The organism is Nonomuraea sp. NPDC049158, assembly GCF_040648335.1.
GTDB lineage: Bacteria > Actinomycetota > Actinomycetes > Streptosporangiales > Streptosporangiaceae > Nonomuraea.
Genome location: NZ_JBEZDM010000014.1, coordinates 18,418 through 34,812, shown reverse-complemented (window position 1 = coordinate 34,812; position 16,395 = coordinate 18,418). Strand labels below are relative to the sequence as shown.

The following is a 16,395-nucleotide window of genomic DNA, read 5'->3' as shown; positions in this document are numbered from 1 at the left end:
GACCACGGTCACTAATGAGACTCCCGAGAAGCCCATCAGGTTGCGTTCCGGACCAACCTTTCTTGATCACCCAGGTCGGAGGCTCGCGAAACCGGCGGCCCCACCCCCTCGCCCCGCCTCCATCGCGAGAGCCTCCCCCGGACAGACGCCGCCGGTGAGACTCAGCGTGCCGTAATCGTGATCATTTGACGGCGAGAGCCGCTCCGATGATGCCCGCGTCGTTGCGCAGGCGAGCGGGGACGACGGCGGTGTCCACGTGCACGTACGGGAGGAACTTGTCCGCCTTCTTGCTCACCCCGCCGCCGATGACGAACAGCGACGGCGAGAAGAGCATCTCCACGTGCCGCAGATACTCCTCCACCCGCCCCGCCCACTTCTCCCACCCGAGGTCGTGCTCCTCGCGGGCGTGATCGGAGGCGCGGCTCTCGGCGTCCTTGCCGTGGATCTGCAGGTGCCCCAGCTCGGTGTTGGGTACCAGGACGCCGTCGACGAACACCGCGCTGCCGATGCCCGTCCCGAACGTCAGCATGATGACGGTCCCCATCCGGTCTTTGCCCTCGCCGAACCTCATCTCCGCGATGCCGGCCGCGTCGGCGTCGTTGAGGACGGTCGCGTCGTCGAAGAGCTTTCTCGCGTCGACGCCGATCCAGGAGTGGTCGACGTTCGCGGCCGTCATGATCACGCCGTCCACGACCACGCCGGGGAAGGTGACGCCGACCGGCCCCGTCCAGTCGAAGTGCTTGACGATCTCCACCACGACCTCGGCCACCCCGCGCGGCTTGGCCGGTTGCGGCGTGGGGATGCGCAGGCGCTCCTTCGTCAGCCGCCCCGACGCGGTGTCCACGGGGGCGCCCTTGATCCCGGATCCGCCGATGTCAATGCCCAAAACTTCCATGTACCTCAACTCCCCAGGAAAACGCCCGATTGACGTTCAGGGCCAATATTTCTGACCGTTACTGAACCGCACTTGCGTCCCCCACGTATCTCCGGCCACAAGCGCTAACAAGGAGGCACGGATGCGGCTCCGCATCATCACACTCTGCGCTGGTGCGGTCGTCTTGAGCACGACCCTCACCGCCCCCGCACAGGCAGCGACGAATACCAAGTTTGACGTCGTGAATCTCATTTCCGACATCCAGGGGAAGGCAGCAGTCCACGATCCTAAACTGGTCAACCCGTGGGGACTTGCCATGGGCAAGACCCTGTGGGTCTCCGACACGGGCACCGGCACCGCGACCGTCTACTCCGGAGCGGGCAGGAAGGAGGCGACCGAGGTGGCCATTCCCGGTGGCGCTCCGACCGGCCAGGTGTTCAACTCGGGCGAGGGCTTCACCGTCAAGGGCAAGCCCGCCACGTTCATCTTCGCCAGCCCGAGTGGCGCGATCACCGGCTGGAACGCCGAGGTGGACCCGAAGAACGCGATCATCGCGGCCTTCACCCGGGGCGCCGACTACAAGGGCCTCGCGATGGTCAACACCGACGACGGCGACTTCCTGTTGGCCGCCGACTTCGCCAACGGGCGCCTCGCCGCGTGGAACTCGGAGTTCGAGAAGATCGACCTGTCCCGCAGGGCGTTCAGGGACCCGTCGGTGCCCTCCAACTACCACCCGTACAACGTGACGTTCAGCGGCGGCAGCGTATGGGTCGCCTATGCCCTGCGTGACTCGCAGACCGGGAAGTCCATCGCGGGCGCCGGCAAGGGTTTCGTCAGCCGCTATAACGTGAACGGGCGCCTGGTCGGGCGCATCGCGCGTACCGGGCTCAACGCCCCTTGGGCCGTGACCGCCGCGCCGAAGCAGTTCGGCGCGTTCGCCGGATCGGTCCTGGTCGGCAACTTCGGCGACGGGACGATCCACGCCTACCGCGGCAACCGCCACCTGGGCGCGCTGCGCGATGGCAACGGCAGGACGGTCTCGCTGCCGGGCCTGTGGGACCTCGAGCCGGGCACCGCCGCCACCGGCGGCGAGAACGCCCTGTGGTTCTCCGCGGGCATCGACAAGGCCCAGCACGGCCTGGTGGGCGTGCTCCGGCCCGCCGGCACGGGGTCGCAGGTGAGCACGCCGTCGACGAGCCCCACGCCGACGAACCATTCGTCGCACAAGCCGTCGACCACGTCCAGTCAGTCTCCGTACGGGAGTTACTGACCGGACCCGCTGAACGTTTCCGGCACGGCAGGCGCGAGCCGTGCCGGAAACAAGCACTTGTTTTATGCGAGTTGTATACGCCTTTTATGCGGCTTGGATGGGATAACACGCATCCCGTGCAAGCCCATATGCATTTATGATCGTTTTCCATTCGCCGCCGCTTGACCTTGTCCCTGGGGAAGACCACATCGTGGAGGGTGACAAGGACGAAGGAGGCGGCGATGGGCCTGCTGACGATCGGGGCGTTCGCCAAAGCGTCCAGGCTCTCGCCCAAGGCGCTGCGGCTCTACGACGAGCTCGGACTGCTCGTCCCGGCCATGGTCGATCCGGACAACGGCTACCGGCTCTACACACCCGACCAGCTCGACCGGGCCCGGCTCGTCGCCTGGCTGCGCCGGGTGGACATGCCGCTGGCCAGGATCAGGACCATCTGCGACCTCGAACCCGCCGCGGCGGCCGAGGAGCTGCGCGCCTACTGGGCGCGGGCCGAGGCCGAGCACGTGGCCCGCGGGGGTGTCGTCGCCTTCCTCGTCGAGCGCCTGACAGGAGAGGGCGGATCGATGTTCGAGGTAGAGGTACGCGAGGTTCCGGAGCGGATGCTGCTGATCGCCAAGCGCAGTGTCACGCTCGACCAGCTCGGCGCGTGGGCCACCGAACAGGTGGAGCGGTTCGGCAACGGCCTGCTGCCCGCGCTGCCGGGGATCGGCGGGGCGCCGTTCCTGATGTTCTACGGGGAGGTCGACGCCGACAGTGACGGGCCGGTCGAGTGGTGCCGGCCCATACCCGCCGGGCAGGCCGAGGAGATCGGCCGCCGGTTCCCCGATCTCCAGGTGCGCGCCGATCCCGCGCATCGGGAGGCGTACGTACGGCTGACCGCGTCGCAGCTCGACGCGGCCGGCTCGATGCGGGCGATCCAGGCGCTGGGAGACTGGGCGCAGGGGCGGGAGTTCATCGGGCCGCACCGGCAGGTGTTCTTCGCCGACCCGACCACGGCGGCCAAGGACGCCCCGGTGAGCGACCTGGCCTGCCCCTTCTAGACACGCCTCACCGCACTAGTCGAACAGCCCGCTGAGCGCAGGGCCAGGTCGGCGATGCTCCGGTAGTGCATGCCGGTCATCCCTTGCTCCTCCAGCGTGTCCATGGCGTTGGTGACCAGCACCACGGGCACCCGCTCCTGCGCCCGCGCCAGCAGCCCCCTGACCTCCTCATCCACCCAGAACGGCACCGCCGCGAACTCGGCGGCGGCCTCGCGGGAGCGCTCGTCGCCGCCCAGGGCCGCGGCGATGGACTCGACCCACTGAGCCTCGGTGATGTGACCGAGCGTGGCGGGGCCTATGAGGTCGGGCTCGAAGGCGGTCTTCCTCAGGGGCAGGCCGTAACGGGCCTCGATGTCGGCCTGAACCGCGTGGTCGAAATGGCGGAGCACTCCATCGAGATCACAGAGAACCGCGTCAAAGGGGGTTACAGCCACCCATTGTGCCGTGCCAGCTGGGCGGCCTCGATCCTGTTCCGGGTGTTCGTCTTGCCGATGGCCGAGGACAGGTGGTTGCGTATCGTGCTCTCCGAGAGATGCAGCCGCGCCGCCACGTCCGCGATCGTGGCGCCGTCGAGCGCCGCGGCCAGCACCTCGCGCTCGCGGTCCGTGAGCGGGCTGGGCCCGGCGTTCAGCGCGGCGGCGGCCAGGGCGGGATCGAGGATCCGCTCCCCCGCCACCGCCCGCCGGATCGCCGCGGCCAGCTCCTCCACCGGCCCGTCCTTGACCAGAAACCCCGCCGCCCCCGCCTCCATCGCCCGCCGGAGGTAGCCCGGCCTGGCGAACGTCGTGAGGATCAGCACCACGCACTCCGGCAGCGCGGCACGCAGCACGGGCAGCACGTCGAGCCCACTGCGGCCGGGCAGCTCGATGTCGAGCAGCGCCACGTCGGGCCGGTGCTCCGTGGCGGCCGGCACGATCGCGTCGCCGGAGGCCACCTGGGCGACGATCTCCAGGTCGTCCTCCAGGCCGAGCAGCAGCGCCAGGGCGTCGCGCATCATCCCCTGATCTTCGGCGATCATGACCCTGATCACGACGCTCCCCTCGCGCTGCGCGTCTACTTCCAGAAGGCCAGCTGGTGCTCGGCAGCGTAGTCGACCGGCCGGACGGCCCCCGGCGCCAGGGACAGGGTCCCGGACGAGACCCGCGGCCAGACCGGCAGCCCGCGGCCGTTCGGGTCGCCGGTGCGGGCGAAGTTCGTCCAGTAGCTCATCATCTGCCCGGACAGCTTCTCCTGGGCGGGCGAGAGCTCGGCCTTGGCCTCGGGGAAGATGTACGGCAGGTCGCTCGCGTGGTAGGCGCCCCAGTCGAAGTCCGCCTCCAGCGGCAGGAACATCGGCGCCTTCCGGTCGGCGAACTCGTAGCCGTAGACCGGCGCCTTCTTGGCCAGCAGGGCGTTCTGCTCGTGGGTGGACCGGGCCCACATGCGATCGGTCAACACGGTAGCCCAAGCAATACTCGGCGACTTATAGCGATTTACCGGATATTTCCGGGCAATTCTCTCAGCCTTCGCTCCGAACGCATCTTTTAGCAATTTCCGGTAATCCGGAGAGGTGCCCTGGACGTCGTAATTCATCCCGACAAAGATCCGGTGTTCGTCCCTCGTCGTCCCGGCCAGGACCGGCATCGGGCTGGTGTGCCCCTTCCGCATCGCGTCGGCCGGCGACTCGGGCAGGACGTCGTTGCCGTACGCGTACGACTGGAAGGCGTTCATGATCTGCGGGACCTCGAGGATCTTCTTGACCGGCAGCGCCCGCAGGCACGCCAGGTCCGAGCAGCCCAGCTGCTTGGCGTACACCTCTCCTATAGCGCTCACCTCAGCGGCGGGCCGCCACGCGAAGGACGGCAGGGCGGGCACGCCCGGCACCATGCTGTTGGCGGGCATGTCCATCAGGGTCTCGCCGCTCTGCATGATCGCCCGCTGGAACAGGCCCTTGGCGCCCGGCGAGGCGAGCTGGCCGCCGATCGACAGCGCGCCGTAGGAGATGCCGAAGGCGGTCACGTTGCCCGGGTCGCCGCCGAAGGCCGCCGCGTTCCGCTTGACCCAGCGCAGCGCCTCCTGCTGGTCCTGCAGACCGTACGTGCCCGCGTCGCGCAGCCCCGGATAGCCGAACCCGCTGAACACGCCGAGCCGGTAGTTGATCGTCACGACCACCACGCCCTTGGCGGCCAGCTTCCGGGCGTCGGAGAAGTGGCCCGCGCCGACCGCGCCGTCGCCGTGGATCCACACCATGACCGGCCGCCCCTTCCCGGGGACGGCGGGCGTGGTGACGTTCAGGAACAGGCAGTCCTCGTCGTCGCTGCTGGTCGGCGCGTACACGCTGCCGACCTGCGGGCACATGGCGCCCGGCTTGGTGGCCTCCCGCACCCCCTGCCACGCGGGCGCGGGCTTCGGCGCGTCCCAGCGCGCCGCCGTGGCGTACTTGATGCCCTGGAACAGGCGGTTCGTCGCGGTCACCGTGCCGCGCACGGCTCCCGACGCGGTCTCGACGACCGCCGGATCCGCGACGGGCCCGGGTTCGCCGGCGGACGTTTCGGCGCACCCCGTGAGGAGTACGGCCAGCGCTAGCAGAATCTTCATGCCTCCACGGTCTCGAGGCCGGGCCGCCGGCAGAAGATTCGCCTGTACGGGATCGCCCAGGACAAAAGTCCTGACGCAACGGTCGGCATTACCATCTCCGAGACAGGATTCGGTACTGAAACGGTGGGCATGAACGATCACCAGCTGCCACGTGAGGTGTGCCAGCTGTTCGCCGACGGCGGCAGAGGGCGGCTCCTGCCGGTCAGCCTGCCCGAGGGCGACGTCGTGTGGCCCGACCCCGGCTACACGAACCAGGGCGAGGCGGCCAGGCCCGCGTTCTGGATGAGCGACGAGGCCGTGGCGGGCGACGACTGGGCCCGGTTCCGGTCCGCCCACGCGCGCAGCGGCCTGTGGCCCGTTCTGCTGGACGAGTCCGCGCAGCCCTGGTCGATCGGCCAGATCGTGCCGGACGAGGCGCTGATGATCGATCACTTCACGGCCGAGGGGTTCATGGCCGAGGTGTGGCAGGAGTGGGTCTCCCAGATGCCGCCGGACGCCCTGGCGGAGCTGGAGCCGTTCGGCGCGCTCTGTCCGGGTCCCGCCCCGCCGGGGGTGTTGAGAGCCGACCCGGGCGCCGTCGCCGACTGGTACGCCCGTGAGCTGTCATCCAGGGGCCTGCCGCTCGGCCTGGTCGCCGCGCATCGGGGCGCCGACGCGCTGGCCGTGATGGGCTGGCAGGGGGCTTTGCACCACAACGAGTGGATGGTGCCGCTGGCGGCGGTGGTGCGCAGCTGGGAGGACCGGTTCGGGATCCGCGTGGTGGGGGTCGGCTTCAACACGCTGGAGCTGAGCGTCGCCGCGCCGCCGGTGGAGCCCGAGCACGCGCTGCACGTGGCGGCCGAGCACTGGACCTTCTGCCCGGACAACGTCGTCCAGGGGCCGGGGGATCTCCAGAGCTACGCCGAGCAGATCATCGGGCGGCATTACTGGTCGTTCTGGTGGGACTAGCGCTGAGGCCCCTCGGGAGCGGAAGGAACGGTCCGTGGTGGCCGGGGTCCCCGCGGAGGGACACCCCAGCGGAAGAAGACGGTCCGAGGGTCCGGCCGGCGCGTAGGGCCGAACCCTTGGTCGCGGGCGCCGTGGCCGTGGGTCAGGGAAGGCGGGCCACGGCGCCGTAATTGCCCGACGAGCTCGGCTGGTCCGCGCACACGGAGTCGCCGTCGGGCCGCCAGAGCGGGACCCATACCAGCCCCGGTTCCAGCAGCTCGAGCCCGTCCAGGAAGGTCGCCACCTCGGCACGTGAGCGGATCACATGTCCCGGCAGCGTCATCGCGAGCAGGTCGTTGATGGCGGGCAGCAGCTCGGCGGGGATTCCGTCGAAGGTGGTCTGCAGGATCGCCAGGTAGCTGCCGTCCACGACGGCGTGGCACAGGCGTTTGATCACGAAGGAGGCCAGCTCGTCGTCGGTGAGGCTGTGGGTGGACAGGAGCAGCACTCCCACGGGCCGCTCCCAGTCGATGAACCGGGCCACGACCTCGTCGGCGAGCATCTCGTCGATCTGCCGTATGTCGCCCTCCACCACTCGTACGAGATCGTTGAGGGGCTCGATGGTGACGCGGGCACTGGCCAGTATCAAGGGGTCGTTCTCGACATAGACGACACGCACATCGGACGCGACGGACGCGCCACGGGCGACATCGTGTAACTGACGTCCGGGCGGCAACGCGCTGGGCACGCCACTGCCGATGATCAGGAACTGGTCGATGCCGGAGCCGGCCAGGTGGGCGACCACCCGCGCCAGGTAACGCAGAACAGCTCGCGCGGCGGAACCGGTGACCGGAACCGCCTCGTCGTAACGGCGCACCGCAGCACTGTCAACCTCGAAGTGGTTCTTCCCTCCCGCGGCGGCGTCGAGTATTCGGGTGACACTCGCGCGGGTGGTGTCAAGGTTGGTCAGATTTCGGATGGCACGCTGACGCATTTGAGTGTTGCCCCTTTCCCCTCGCCGTATCTCACGGGAAAGTCGGTCCCACTGACCCCACTCAATTTGGCCCAACAATACCAATGATCCATCAACCTCAGGATCTGACAATACGAAGAACAATATTTGTTGGGAAATATCCATTTCCCGTTTTTCGTGCTAGGGAGTGTCAGATCACCGGTGGCTCAGACGGTCACGGTGCGCATACAGCAGCTCGTGCGTCTCGTCGCCCATGGTGGTGGAGACCGACAACTTGGTAAACGCCTGGTGGTAGGCCTCGACCGCGGTCGCGTCGGTGATCACTTCATCGGATTCGATGGTGTGGGCGCAGGCCACATCGGGCTCGAAGGCCTCCGGGAAGCGCCACATGGTGAACGGACCGCAACGGGGCAGGAAGATCGGATCGTCGATCGGCACCACGTGCAGGGAGATGTTGGGCCGCTTCGCGTACTCGATCAGCCGGTCGAGCTGAGCGGCCTGCGTCTCCGGGTCGGCGATCGAGCGCAGCAGGACGCTCTCGTCGATCACCGCCCACAGCACGGGTCCGTCGCCGTGGTTCAGCAGCGCCTGGCGGGACCGCATCAGGCGCACCGCCGCGTCGGCCGACGTCTGGCCGAGCCCGGCGCTGCCCGACACCTCGATGGCGGCCCGCGCGTAGGCCTCGGTCTGCAGCAGCGGGGGGACGATCTGGGTCTGGTACGTACGGATCAGCGACGCCCGCTGCTCCAGGGCGTAGGCGGCGGCCATCCAGACGGGCACGGAGCCGGCGTCGTACCAGGAGGGCGGGCGTTCGCCGCGAGCCAGCGACAGGACGTATTCGCGGGTGGGCGGGGCGGTCACGCCATAGAGGGTGAGCAGGCGCTCGACCGTGACCGGCGCGGGCGCGACGCGGCCCTCCTCTATCGCGCCGATGGCGGCGGCCCCTCTGCCCAGGGAGGTCTCGACCTCCTCCGGCGACATGCGCGCGATCAGCCGCAGGTTGCGCAGGCGGTCGCCGAGTGCCTCACGTTGCGGCGCGGTCAGCGGCGCCGCCGCCTCGGGGATCTCCGCGGTGGCGGGGGGCTGGTCGGGCAGCCCTTCGGCCGCGCGTGCGAGCTCTATCACGCCGCGCAGGACGGTCAGCGACCCGTCGGACAGCCCGGCGGCGGACGCGCCGATGGCGGCGGCCCGCAGCTGGAGCTCCTCGAGCGCGCCCGAGTCCGTGGCGTCCTCGCCCAGCAGCCAGCCCACGCTCACCTGGAGGCAGGCGGCCAGGGCGCGCAGCACCTGAAGGGTCGGGTTGGTCTGCTTACCCGTGCGCAACTGGCTGACGTAGGCGCGGGTGATCGGGATGCCGGCTTCGGTGAGGGCCGCGGCGAGTTGCGCCCCCGTGAACCCGCGCTTGCTCATAGCGAGACCGAGTCGCTCGGCGAAGTTCGCCACTCGTACCTCCCAGCCGCCAGGAGCCTCCAGCGTAAAGGAAGCCTGGCTCGCCGTCCCCTGCCCTGCGGGGCGCGAAACTCCGCAGGGGGAGGTCAACATATACGAAAACTGTCAGTTGACACAACGAGCCGCATACACCCACTATCGTACTGATCGTGGTAAGTGAGACTTGACAGCCGGAGGGTTCTGGAGAGTCTCCGGCGAGGAGGTGGCCGGACGTGACCGTCGATTCCGTCGATTCCAAGGTCCGTTCCTGGTTCTCGAAGAATCCGGCTCCCCCCGCGCAGGCCAGCGTGATCAGACGCGTCTGCGCTCGGGCGGCCCCTGAAAGGAACGTGATCCATGTAGTAGAGCTGCCACTCGGCGGCGTACAGGTCTGGGTGGAGGACACCCCTGACCGCTGGAGCGTGCAACACCGGATGGCCCGCGAGCTGCGGCTCGCCGGATGGCACACGGAGGCCGGCGGCGATCGCCTGCTGGTGCTCGGTTGGGGCGCCGACTGCCTGCACCACCGCGCCCGCATGCTCGCCTCGGCGCTGCGGGGCCGGCTGGCCGACTTCGACCAGACCGCGGTCATGGCGGTCATGATCGCCAACCCGCTGAAGGACCGGGATCTGTCCATCGACGAGATCGTTCTCGAGGTGGAGGAGCAGATCAGCCGGTCGCTGCGCTGGCCTGACCGGCTCGCCGATCTCGACGGCCTCGAACGCACCGCAACCGTGGAGTCGCTGCGGCTGCGGCTGGCGCAGATCGCCGGCCTGGAGGCCAAGGTGGCCCGTCGCTGTGCCGAGCACCTGAGCCTGGCCACGCAGGTCGCCCTCACGCTGGCCGGCGGCGAGGTACCGACCAGGATCCGCGTGGACGGCCGCGATGTCGGCCTGTCCGAGCGGGTCGTCGCCGCGAGCGTGCCGAACAACAGCCCGGCGCCGGTTCCCGCCGAACCCGTCCCGGCCCCCGTCGAGCCCGAACTCAGCTACGCGGAGTCGACGCGATGACCTTGACGCCCATCCGCGAGGGCGTCGCCGGTCCCACGATGGTGCCCGCGATGCCGCCGGCTCGCCGGCTCCGGGGGCGATTCGCCGTACTGCGGCTGGTCGCCTCCGGGGTGGTGGTCGCGATCATGGCGGACAGCACCGCGACGACGCTGGCGATCCCCGTGCTCAGCCGCGACCCCCTGGCGGCTGCCCTGCCGCTGTCCGAGGTCACCTGGGTGAGCACGGTCAACTTCGCCGCGGTCGCCGCACTGCTCGCCACCGCCGGACGCTTCGCCGACCTGTTGGGCAGGCGCAGCGTGCTCGCGCTCGGGCTGGCCCTGTACGGCCTGGGCGCGACGACGGTCATCGCCGCCCCCTCCTGGACCCTGCTCCTGGCCGGACGGGTGGCGCAGGGAGTGGGCGCGGCGCTGATGTTCCCCGCCTCGCTGGCGCTGCTGCTCGGCGAGCTGCCCGCCAACCGCCGTGCCGGCGCCATCGCGCTGTGGAGCGCGTCGTCCGGCATCGGGGCCTTAGCCCTGCAGGCGGGCGGTGGCTGGCTGCTGACCGAGTACGGCTGGCGCGGCCTGTACCTGCCCGGCGCGGGACTCGCGGCGGCGCTCCTGATGCTCACCCCCGCGTTGCCCCGCAACCGCGGCACCAGACAGGGCGTACCCGACCTGTTCGGCGCGGTCCTGCTGATCGGCGCGGTCGCGGGAGCGGTGCTGGCCATCTCCCAGGGCAGCCTGTGGGGCTGGACCTCCGTGCGCACGCTGGCGTGCGCGGGCGGCGGCGGGCTGCTCCTGGCCCTGGCCATCGCGATCTCGTGGCGGCATCGCGCCGGAGCGATCGACATGAGCCTGTGGCGGCGTCCCGGCTTCCTGTGGGCCGGCGCCACCTCCTGCATGTACGGAGCCGCGTCCTTCGTCGTGCTGGCCATGGGACCGCTCTACCTGCGCAACGCCGAGTTCGACGCGAGCACCATCGGACTCTGGCTGACCCCGATCTCCATCGCCATGATCGTGTCGAGCCCGTTGGCCGCACCCATCAGCCGGCGCATCGGCATCAACGGCGTCATCTACGGCGGTGCCCTCATCCTCGGCACCGGCTGCGCGCTGATGCTGGCCCAGCCGCACCCGAACCTGTGGTGCCTGCTGGGCGCGGTCATGCTGGGCACCGGGTTCGGCTTCCTGTCCACCGGAACGTTCATGGTCGGCTCGATGGCCGCCGACCCCACCCAGTACGCCTCGGCGGTCGGCGCGATCAACACCGCGCGGATGCTCGGCGGAGCCATCGGCGTGGCCGGCGCCTCGGTGCTGGTCGACCATCCCATGCTGGCCGGACCGATGCCGGGCTTCTCCACGGTGCTGGTGGCCTGCCTGGCGGTGGCGGTCCTGCTCGGCGTCGCGGCGCTGATCCGCGTGGCCCTCGCGGCCACCAGTAACCGGCCACGCCGTCCCTCGCTGCGCGAAGCGGAGGCGGAGCTGGTCGTGTTGCGCGGCCTGCTCGCCGAGCTGCGCGACAGCTTCGTCCAGGTCCGCAGCGAGGCCGAGCACGAGCTGGCCCGCTTCGGTGTCCGCGATCCGTCCGAGTTCCGGGCGCTTGACCAGCGCTGATAGGAGTGATCATGCTCGCGAACGAGACCCGCAGGCCGTACCCGCACCCCTACGAAGTGCGTTCGCCCAGGCACGTGCTGCCGTCCAGTGCGGCGCCCGATACAGACGACACACAGCCCGCGAGGATCCCCCGCCAGAGCATCCCCGCACAGACCATCCCTCGGCAGACCATCCCTACCCAGACCATCCCTACCCAGGCCATCCCTACGCAGGCCATACCTAAGCAGAGCATCCCCACCCAGGCGGCCGCCGTGCCTCCGCAGACCCCGCCCGAGTTGACGGCGCGCACCGTCCACCGTCTTCGCCACATACGGCAGGTGTCGGACCAGGCGATCAGCGTGATCGACCAGGTTCTTCACCACGTGCCCTGAACCCCCCAGGCTCCTTCCGCAGGAGGAACTCATGCTCACCATCCAGGTCGAATCCCCAGCAGGACTAGCAGTCGACAGGCAACGGGAGTTCGCCGATACCGTGATCGGGGCAGCGGTGGATCTCCTAGGCGTGGAGCGCGGCGAGATACAGCTCGTCCTCACCGACCGGGACGAGGCACGGGCGCGTCGAGAGGCGGCTTTCTGGGCCGCGGCTTGGTCGGGTTGCTGATGACCGCCACCTTGACCCGCAGGGCGACCGCCGGCGAGGGCGAGAACGTTCTGGGGGTGTCCTTCCGCTGCCCTTACGGTTCCAGAAGGGTCCCCACGGTGCCGGTGCCGCCTACCGTCCCCGTCGTACAAGCACTGAAGCGCAAGGCGGCCGCCGTCGCGGACGCCGAACTCGGCCGCCTGGCCTCCCGTGCCCCCAGCCTGGACGCCGCCGCCCGCGCCGAGATCAGGGACGCCGTCCAGCGGGTGGTCGACGCCTTCCTGTACGAGCCGATCAGCCGGGTGACCAGCTACGCCGACTCCCCCCTGGGAGAGAGCTACGCGGACGCCTTACGTGAGCTGTTCTCGCTGGAACTGCCCGCCTTCGGTCCGACCGGGAGCGCGGGATGAGCCGGGGCCGGGTCGGCGTGTTCGTACCGCCGGCGAACCCGTCGGTGGAGCCCGAACTGGCGCGCCTGTTCGGGTCCCGGGCCGACATGTACGTCAGCCGCTTCCCGGTACGCCCCGGCCTCACCCTGGCGGAGCGGCTGGAGAGCTACAACGAGGTCCTGCCCGCGATGATCTGCTCGTTCGGCGACCTGCCGCTCGACGCACTGGTCATGGCGTGCAGCGGCTCGCGATATCTGTTCGCACCCGAGGAAGATCGCGCGAGGTGCGACAAGCTGAGCGGTGAGGCGGGCATCCCGTTCGCCTCGGCGACCCTGGCGACGCGGGAGGCGCTGGAGCACATCGGGGCGCAGGAGTTCGTGCTCGTCTCGCCGTATCAGCCCTGGCTCACCGAACTGGCCGAACGCTTCTGGGCCGCGGCCGGTCTGCGCGTCTCCCGCGTGATACCGGTCAGGGCGCAGGGCGGCTTCTCCCCGTACGACGTCACGCCGAACGAGCTGGTCGAGCAGGTGGAGCAGGCCGGGGTGCCGTCCGACGCGGTGGTGCTGTTCAGCGGCACCGGGATGTCCACGCTGCCCGCGCTGGGCCCCCTGGGCGCCGGAAACGACCGGATCCTGCTCACCTCGAACCTGTGCAGCGCCTGGTGGGCGCTGGCGCACGCGACCGGGCAGCCGGTCACGCTCAGCCGGGTGCCGCACCGCCCGGTGGCACAGGGCCGGCCCTCATGAACGGCGTCACCGTGGTCGGCGCGGGCCCGGTCGGGCTGACCGCGGCGCTCACCCTGGCCCGCGCCGGGATTCCGGTGATGGTGCTGGAGCGGGAGCCTGGTCTCGGCCGTCAGTCGCGCGCCTCGACCTTCCACCCGGCCACGCTCGACCTGCTGGAGGAGCTCGGGATCGCCACCGCGCTGATCGCCCGCGGCCGGGTGGTGGAGCGGGTGCAATGGCGTGACCGGGCGGGCCGGGTGCTGGCCGAGATGCTGATGGGCAGCCTCGACGGCCTGACCGAGCACCCGTTCCGGCTGCACGCCGAGCAGTCCACGCTCACCGCGCTGCTGCTGGAGGCGCTGTCGGCCTACCCGGAGGCGGACGTGCGCTTCGGCACCCCGGTCGACGGGGTGGCCGAGGGCGGCACGGGCGTCCGGCTGCGCATCGGCCGCACGTGGGCGCGGGCCCGCTACGTGGTCGCGGCGGACGGCGCGCACAGCACCATCCGCAGCTCGCTCGGCCTGCCGTTCCCCCGCTCGGAGTATCCGACACAGGCGCTGCGGATCTTCACCGACTCGCCGCTCGACGCGCTGCTGCCCGGTCTGGCGCCGCTGACCTACATCCGCGACTCCCGGCAGTCGTGCAGCCTGCTGGCGCTGCCCGATCACTGGCGGATCATCATCAGGATCCCGCACGACACCCGCGACCCGCTCAATCCCCAGAACGTGGCCAAGCTGCTGTTCCGCGCCCTGCCCACCGAGCAGGCGCCGATCCGGGTGATCGGGGCCGACCGCTACAGCCTGGCCCGCGGCGTGCTGGGCGACTACCGGTGCGGGCGGGTGCTGTTCGCCGGTGACGCCGCCCACCTGACCTCCACGGCCGGCGGCCTGAACATGAACGCCGGCATCCACGACGCCGTCGAGATCGGCCAGGTGCTCGCGGCCGTGCTCGGCGGGTTCACCGCACCCGCCGCGCTGGACGCGTGGGCCTGGCGGCGGCGCACCGTACTGGTCAACCGGGTGATCCCGCGCAGCGAGGCGCGGGTGGCCGGCGTACAGGACCGGGACACCACCAAACTGGCGGCGGCCATGGCGGGACTGCGCGCCATCGCCGGCGATCCGGAGTCCACCCGCGCCTACCTGGCGCAAGCCTCGATGCTCGACACCGTTCCATCTGGCCCGACCCCCCATCACGTGAGGCACGGCTGACATGCGCATCTGGTTCCAGAAACACACCGTCGAGGGTCGTTCCGCGCTGCTGGACAAGCTCTACGCCGAGCACTTATCCAAGATCACCGAACCCGGCACCGAGGTGGAGATCCACACGCTGCCGGCCGACACATACGGCACCGACCTGCCCGAGCACCTGGTCGGATACGGGCAGCTGGGACTGCTGTTCGGCAACTACTTCGCGCAGACGGCCGTCGCGGCGGAACGCGACGGGTGCGTGGCCTGGATCAGCGGCGCGGGACAGGACCCCGGGCTGGCCGCCGCCCGCTCGCGCGTGTCGATCCCCGTGGTCGGCTACGGCGACGCGGTCTGGCAGGCGGCGCGCATGGAACGCCACCGGCTGGGCCTGATCGGTTTCATCCCGCATCTGGCCGAGCCCATCACCGACAACATCCGGGCGGCGGGCGCCGACCTGGCCTCATATCAGGTGGTGGAGGACGGCACCACGCTCGTCCAGCGGGCCCTGGCCGAGGACTTCGGGCCGCTGCTGGCGGCCTACACGAAGGCCGCGAAGCGGGCGGCGGACGCGGGGGCGCAGTGGCTGGTCCCCGCCGAAGGCATCCCGAACGAGATCCTCGTCCACCTCGGGGTGCACGAACTGCACGGCCTGCCGGTGATCGACCCGGACGGGCTGGCGGTCAAGACGGCCGAACACCTGTGCCACCTGCGCCGGCTCAACATCACCGCGCGCAGCACCTCCGGCTACTGGTTCCGGCTCCCGCCCGCGGACGCCGTCAGGCACGCGGAACGTGTTTTTCTCGGCAAGGTAATCGGAGGCTAGAACCCATGAGCTTCCCCGCAGACCGTCCCCGCCGCCTGCGGCGCACGTCCGCCCTGCGCGGCCTGGTCGCCGAAACGCGGCTGCACCCGGCCGACCTGATCCAGCCCTTGTTCGTCCGCGAAGGACTCGACGAACCCCGAGAGATCACCAGCATGCCGGGCCAGGTCCAGCACAGCCGCGACAGCCTGCGCAAGGCCGCCTCGGCCGCGGCCACCGCCGGCGTCGGCGGCCTGCTGATCTTCGGCATCCCGGCCGCCAAGGACCCCGACGGGTACGGCGCCTGGGACCCGTACGGCATCGCGCAGCTGGCCATCGCCGACGTCGCCGCCGAGGTCGGCGACGCCACAGTGGTGATCAGCGACATCAACCTGGACGAATACACCGAGCACGGCCAGGTCGGCGTCCTCGACGCGACCGGCGACGTCGACAACGACGCCACCCTGCGCGCCTACGCCCAGGTCGCCATCGCCCAGGCCAACGCGGGCGCCCAGGTGGTGGCCCCGAGCGGCATGATGGACGGCCAGGTCGCCGCCGTCCGCCAGGCGCTCGACCAGGCCGGACACCATCGGGTGGCGATCCTGGCCTACGCCGCCAAGTACGACTCCGCCTTCTACGGCCCCTTCCGCGACGCCGTCGAATCGCGGCTGACCGGCACCCGCTCGACCGCCCAGCAGGACCCCGCCAACAGCCGCGAGGCGCTGCGCGAGGTGCTCCTGGACATCGAGGAGGGGGCCGACATGGTGATGGTCAAGCCGGCGGGCCTCTATCTGGACGTCGTACGCATGGTGGCCGACGCGGTCAACGTGCCGGTCGCCGCCTACCAGACCTCCGGCGAGTACGCGGCGATCGAGGCCGCCGCCGCCCAGGGCTGGCTCATGCGCGACCGGGCCATCCGGGAGAGCCTCACGGCGATCCGCCGGGCGGGCGCCGGGAGCGTGATCACCTACTGGGCCACGGAGATCGCGGAGCAGTTACCCGGCTGAGGCTTCTGCTTCAGTGACGGG

At 70.3% G+C, this 16,395-nt stretch carries 18 protein-coding genes; 12 read left to right on the top strand and 6 right to left on the bottom strand.

Features of this window, described 5'->3' with window-relative positions:
- Nucleotides 1–181: 181 nt before the first annotated feature.
- Nucleotides 182–895 (bottom strand): polyphosphate--glucose phosphotransferase, encoded by a 714-nt coding sequence (ppgK, locus tag AB0B61_RS28540; RefSeq protein ID WP_358437924.1) that lies wholly within the window; start codon nt 893–895, stop codon nt 182–184.
- 121 nt (nt 896–1,016) lie between these two features.
- On the opposite strand from ppgK, the gene AB0B61_RS28535 reads away from it, so the two are divergent.
- Both AB0B61_RS28535 and AB0B61_RS28530 read left to right on the top strand, forming a co-directional pair.
- Nucleotides 1,017–2,144 (top strand): TIGR03118 family protein, encoded by a 1,128-nt coding sequence (locus AB0B61_RS28535; RefSeq protein WP_358437921.1) that lies wholly within the window; start codon nt 1,017–1,019, stop codon nt 2,142–2,144.
- Between the two features lie 221 nt (nt 2,145–2,365).
- Entirely contained in the window at nt 2,366–3,181 is an 816-nt protein-coding gene (locus AB0B61_RS28530; protein WP_358437918.1) for a helix-turn-helix domain-containing protein, read from the top strand.
- On the opposite strand, the gene AB0B61_RS28525 is transcribed toward AB0B61_RS28530, so the two are convergent.
- The 3 genes from AB0B61_RS28525 to AB0B61_RS28515 are packed head-to-tail and all read right to left on the bottom strand — an operon-like array spanning nt 3,178 to nt 5,758.
- Nucleotides 3,178–3,570, bottom strand: a complete 393-nt coding sequence (locus AB0B61_RS28525; protein WP_358437915.1) for a hypothetical protein — start codon at nt 3,568–3,570, stop codon at nt 3,178–3,180. The genes AB0B61_RS28530 and AB0B61_RS28525 overlap by 4 nt on opposite strands.
- A gap of 35 nt (nt 3,571–3,605) precedes the next feature.
- Nucleotides 3,606–4,211, bottom strand: coding sequence for a response regulator transcription factor (locus AB0B61_RS28520; RefSeq protein ID WP_358437912.1), 606 nt, complete (start codon nt 4,209–4,211; stop codon nt 3,606–3,608).
- 23 nt (nt 4,212–4,234) lie between these two features.
- A complete protein-coding gene (locus AB0B61_RS28515) occupies nt 4,235–5,758 on the bottom strand; it encodes a carboxylesterase family protein (RefSeq protein WP_358437909.1) in 1,524 nt (507 codons plus the stop codon).
- Between the two features lie 129 nt (nt 5,759–5,887).
- Here AB0B61_RS28515 and AB0B61_RS28510 point away from each other — a divergent pair, with 129 nt between their 5' ends.
- The gene (locus AB0B61_RS28510) at nt 5,888–6,706 is read left to right on the top strand and encodes a DUF4253 domain-containing protein (RefSeq protein ID WP_358437906.1); all 819 of its coding nucleotides are present in this window, start codon (nt 5,888–5,890) and stop codon (nt 6,704–6,706) included.
- A gap of 142 nt (nt 6,707–6,848) precedes the next feature.
- On the opposite strand, the gene AB0B61_RS28505 is transcribed toward AB0B61_RS28510, so the two are convergent.
- Together AB0B61_RS28505 and AB0B61_RS28500 are read right to left on the bottom strand one after the other, a co-directional pair.
- On the bottom strand, nt 6,849–7,679 hold the full coding sequence (locus AB0B61_RS28505) for an SAM-dependent methyltransferase (RefSeq protein WP_358437903.1): 831 nt from the start codon (nt 7,677–7,679) through the stop codon (nt 6,849–6,851).
- 174 nt (nt 7,680–7,853) lie between these two features.
- The gene (locus AB0B61_RS28500; RefSeq protein WP_358437900.1) at nt 7,854–9,101 is read right to left on the bottom strand and encodes a Scr1 family TA system antitoxin-like transcriptional regulator; all 1,248 of its coding nucleotides are present in this window, start codon (nt 9,099–9,101) and stop codon (nt 7,854–7,856) included.
- 335 nt (nt 9,102–9,436) lie between these two features.
- Here AB0B61_RS28500 and AB0B61_RS28495 point away from each other — a divergent pair, with 335 nt between their 5' ends.
- From AB0B61_RS28495 to hemB, 9 genes are read left to right on the top strand one after another with little or no spacing between them, the layout of a single operon-like run.
- Complete coding sequence (locus tag AB0B61_RS28495; RefSeq protein ID WP_358437898.1) at nt 9,437–10,096, top strand: hypothetical protein; 660 nt, start codon at nt 9,437–9,439, stop codon at nt 10,094–10,096.
- On the top strand, nt 10,093–11,688 hold the full coding sequence (locus AB0B61_RS28490) for an MFS transporter (protein ID WP_358437895.1): 1,596 nt from the start codon (nt 10,093–10,095) through the stop codon (nt 11,686–11,688). Before AB0B61_RS28495 ends, AB0B61_RS28490 begins: the two co-directional genes overlap by 4 nt.
- An 11-nt stretch (nt 11,689–11,699) precedes the next feature.
- Nucleotides 11,700–12,059 carry a hypothetical protein gene (locus AB0B61_RS28485; protein WP_358437893.1) on the top strand — a complete coding sequence of 120 codons (360 nt, stop codon included), beginning with the start codon at nt 11,700–11,702 and terminating at the stop codon, nt 12,057–12,059.
- 31 nt (nt 12,060–12,090) lie between these two features.
- Nucleotides 12,091–12,288, top strand: a complete 198-nt coding sequence (locus AB0B61_RS28480) for a hypothetical protein (RefSeq protein WP_225289082.1) — start codon at nt 12,091–12,093, stop codon at nt 12,286–12,288.
- Entirely contained in the window at nt 12,288–12,677 is a 390-nt protein-coding gene (locus AB0B61_RS28475; RefSeq protein WP_358437890.1) for a hypothetical protein, read from the top strand. The genes AB0B61_RS28480 and AB0B61_RS28475 overlap by 1 nt, the downstream gene beginning before the upstream one ends.
- Nucleotides 12,674–13,402, top strand: coding sequence for a hypothetical protein (locus AB0B61_RS28470; RefSeq protein WP_358437887.1), 729 nt, complete (start codon nt 12,674–12,676; stop codon nt 13,400–13,402). Before AB0B61_RS28475 ends, AB0B61_RS28470 begins: the two co-directional genes overlap by 4 nt.
- Nucleotides 13,399–14,589: an FAD-dependent oxidoreductase gene (locus AB0B61_RS28465; protein WP_358437885.1), complete on the top strand. Its 1,191-nt coding sequence runs from the start codon at nt 13,399–13,401 to the stop codon at nt 14,587–14,589. The genes AB0B61_RS28470 and AB0B61_RS28465 overlap by 4 nt, the downstream gene beginning before the upstream one ends.
- Nucleotide 14,590: 1 nt before the next feature.
- Nucleotides 14,591–15,391: an aspartate/glutamate racemase family protein gene (locus tag AB0B61_RS28460; RefSeq protein WP_358437883.1), complete on the top strand. Its 801-nt coding sequence runs from the start codon at nt 14,591–14,593 to the stop codon at nt 15,389–15,391.
- Between the two features lie 5 nt (nt 15,392–15,396).
- The gene (hemB, locus tag AB0B61_RS28455; protein WP_358437880.1) at nt 15,397–16,374 is read left to right on the top strand and encodes a porphobilinogen synthase; all 978 of its coding nucleotides are present in this window, start codon (nt 15,397–15,399) and stop codon (nt 16,372–16,374) included.
- Nucleotides 16,375–16,395 lie beyond the last annotated feature (21 nt).

Coding starts and splice junctions, on each gene's coding strand:
- ppgK (WP_358437924.1), bottom strand. CDS start 895: ATGGAAGTTTTGGGCATTGACATCGGCGGATCCGGGATCAAGGGCGCC.
- AB0B61_RS28535 (WP_358437921.1), top strand. CDS start 1,017: ATGCGGCTCCGCATCATCACACTCTGCGCTGGTGCGGTCGTCTTGAGC.
- AB0B61_RS28530 (WP_358437918.1), top strand. CDS start 2,366: ATGGGCCTGCTGACGATCGGGGCGTTCGCCAAAGCGTCCAGGCTCTCG.
- AB0B61_RS28515 (WP_358437909.1), bottom strand. CDS start 5,758: ATGAAGATTCTGCTAGCGCTGGCCGTACTCCTCACGGGGTGCGCCGAA.
- AB0B61_RS28510 (WP_358437906.1), top strand. CDS start 5,888: ATGAACGATCACCAGCTGCCACGTGAGGTGTGCCAGCTGTTCGCCGAC.
- AB0B61_RS28505 (WP_358437903.1), bottom strand. CDS start 7,679: ATGCGTCAGCGTGCCATCCGAAATCTGACCAACCTTGACACCACCCGC.
- AB0B61_RS28490 (WP_358437895.1), top strand. CDS start 10,093: ATGACCTTGACGCCCATCCGCGAGGGCGTCGCCGGTCCCACGATGGTG.
- AB0B61_RS28485 (WP_358437893.1), top strand. CDS start 11,700: ATGCTCGCGAACGAGACCCGCAGGCCGTACCCGCACCCCTACGAAGTG.
- AB0B61_RS28480 (WP_225289082.1), top strand. CDS start 12,091: ATGCTCACCATCCAGGTCGAATCCCCAGCAGGACTAGCAGTCGACAGG.
- AB0B61_RS28475 (WP_358437890.1), top strand. CDS start 12,288: ATGACCGCCACCTTGACCCGCAGGGCGACCGCCGGCGAGGGCGAGAAC.
- AB0B61_RS28470 (WP_358437887.1), top strand. CDS start 12,674: ATGAGCCGGGGCCGGGTCGGCGTGTTCGTACCGCCGGCGAACCCGTCG.
- AB0B61_RS28465 (WP_358437885.1), top strand. CDS start 13,399: ATGAACGGCGTCACCGTGGTCGGCGCGGGCCCGGTCGGGCTGACCGCG.
- AB0B61_RS28460 (WP_358437883.1), top strand. CDS start 14,591: ATGCGCATCTGGTTCCAGAAACACACCGTCGAGGGTCGTTCCGCGCTG.
- hemB (WP_358437880.1), top strand. CDS start 15,397: ATGAGCTTCCCCGCAGACCGTCCCCGCCGCCTGCGGCGCACGTCCGCC.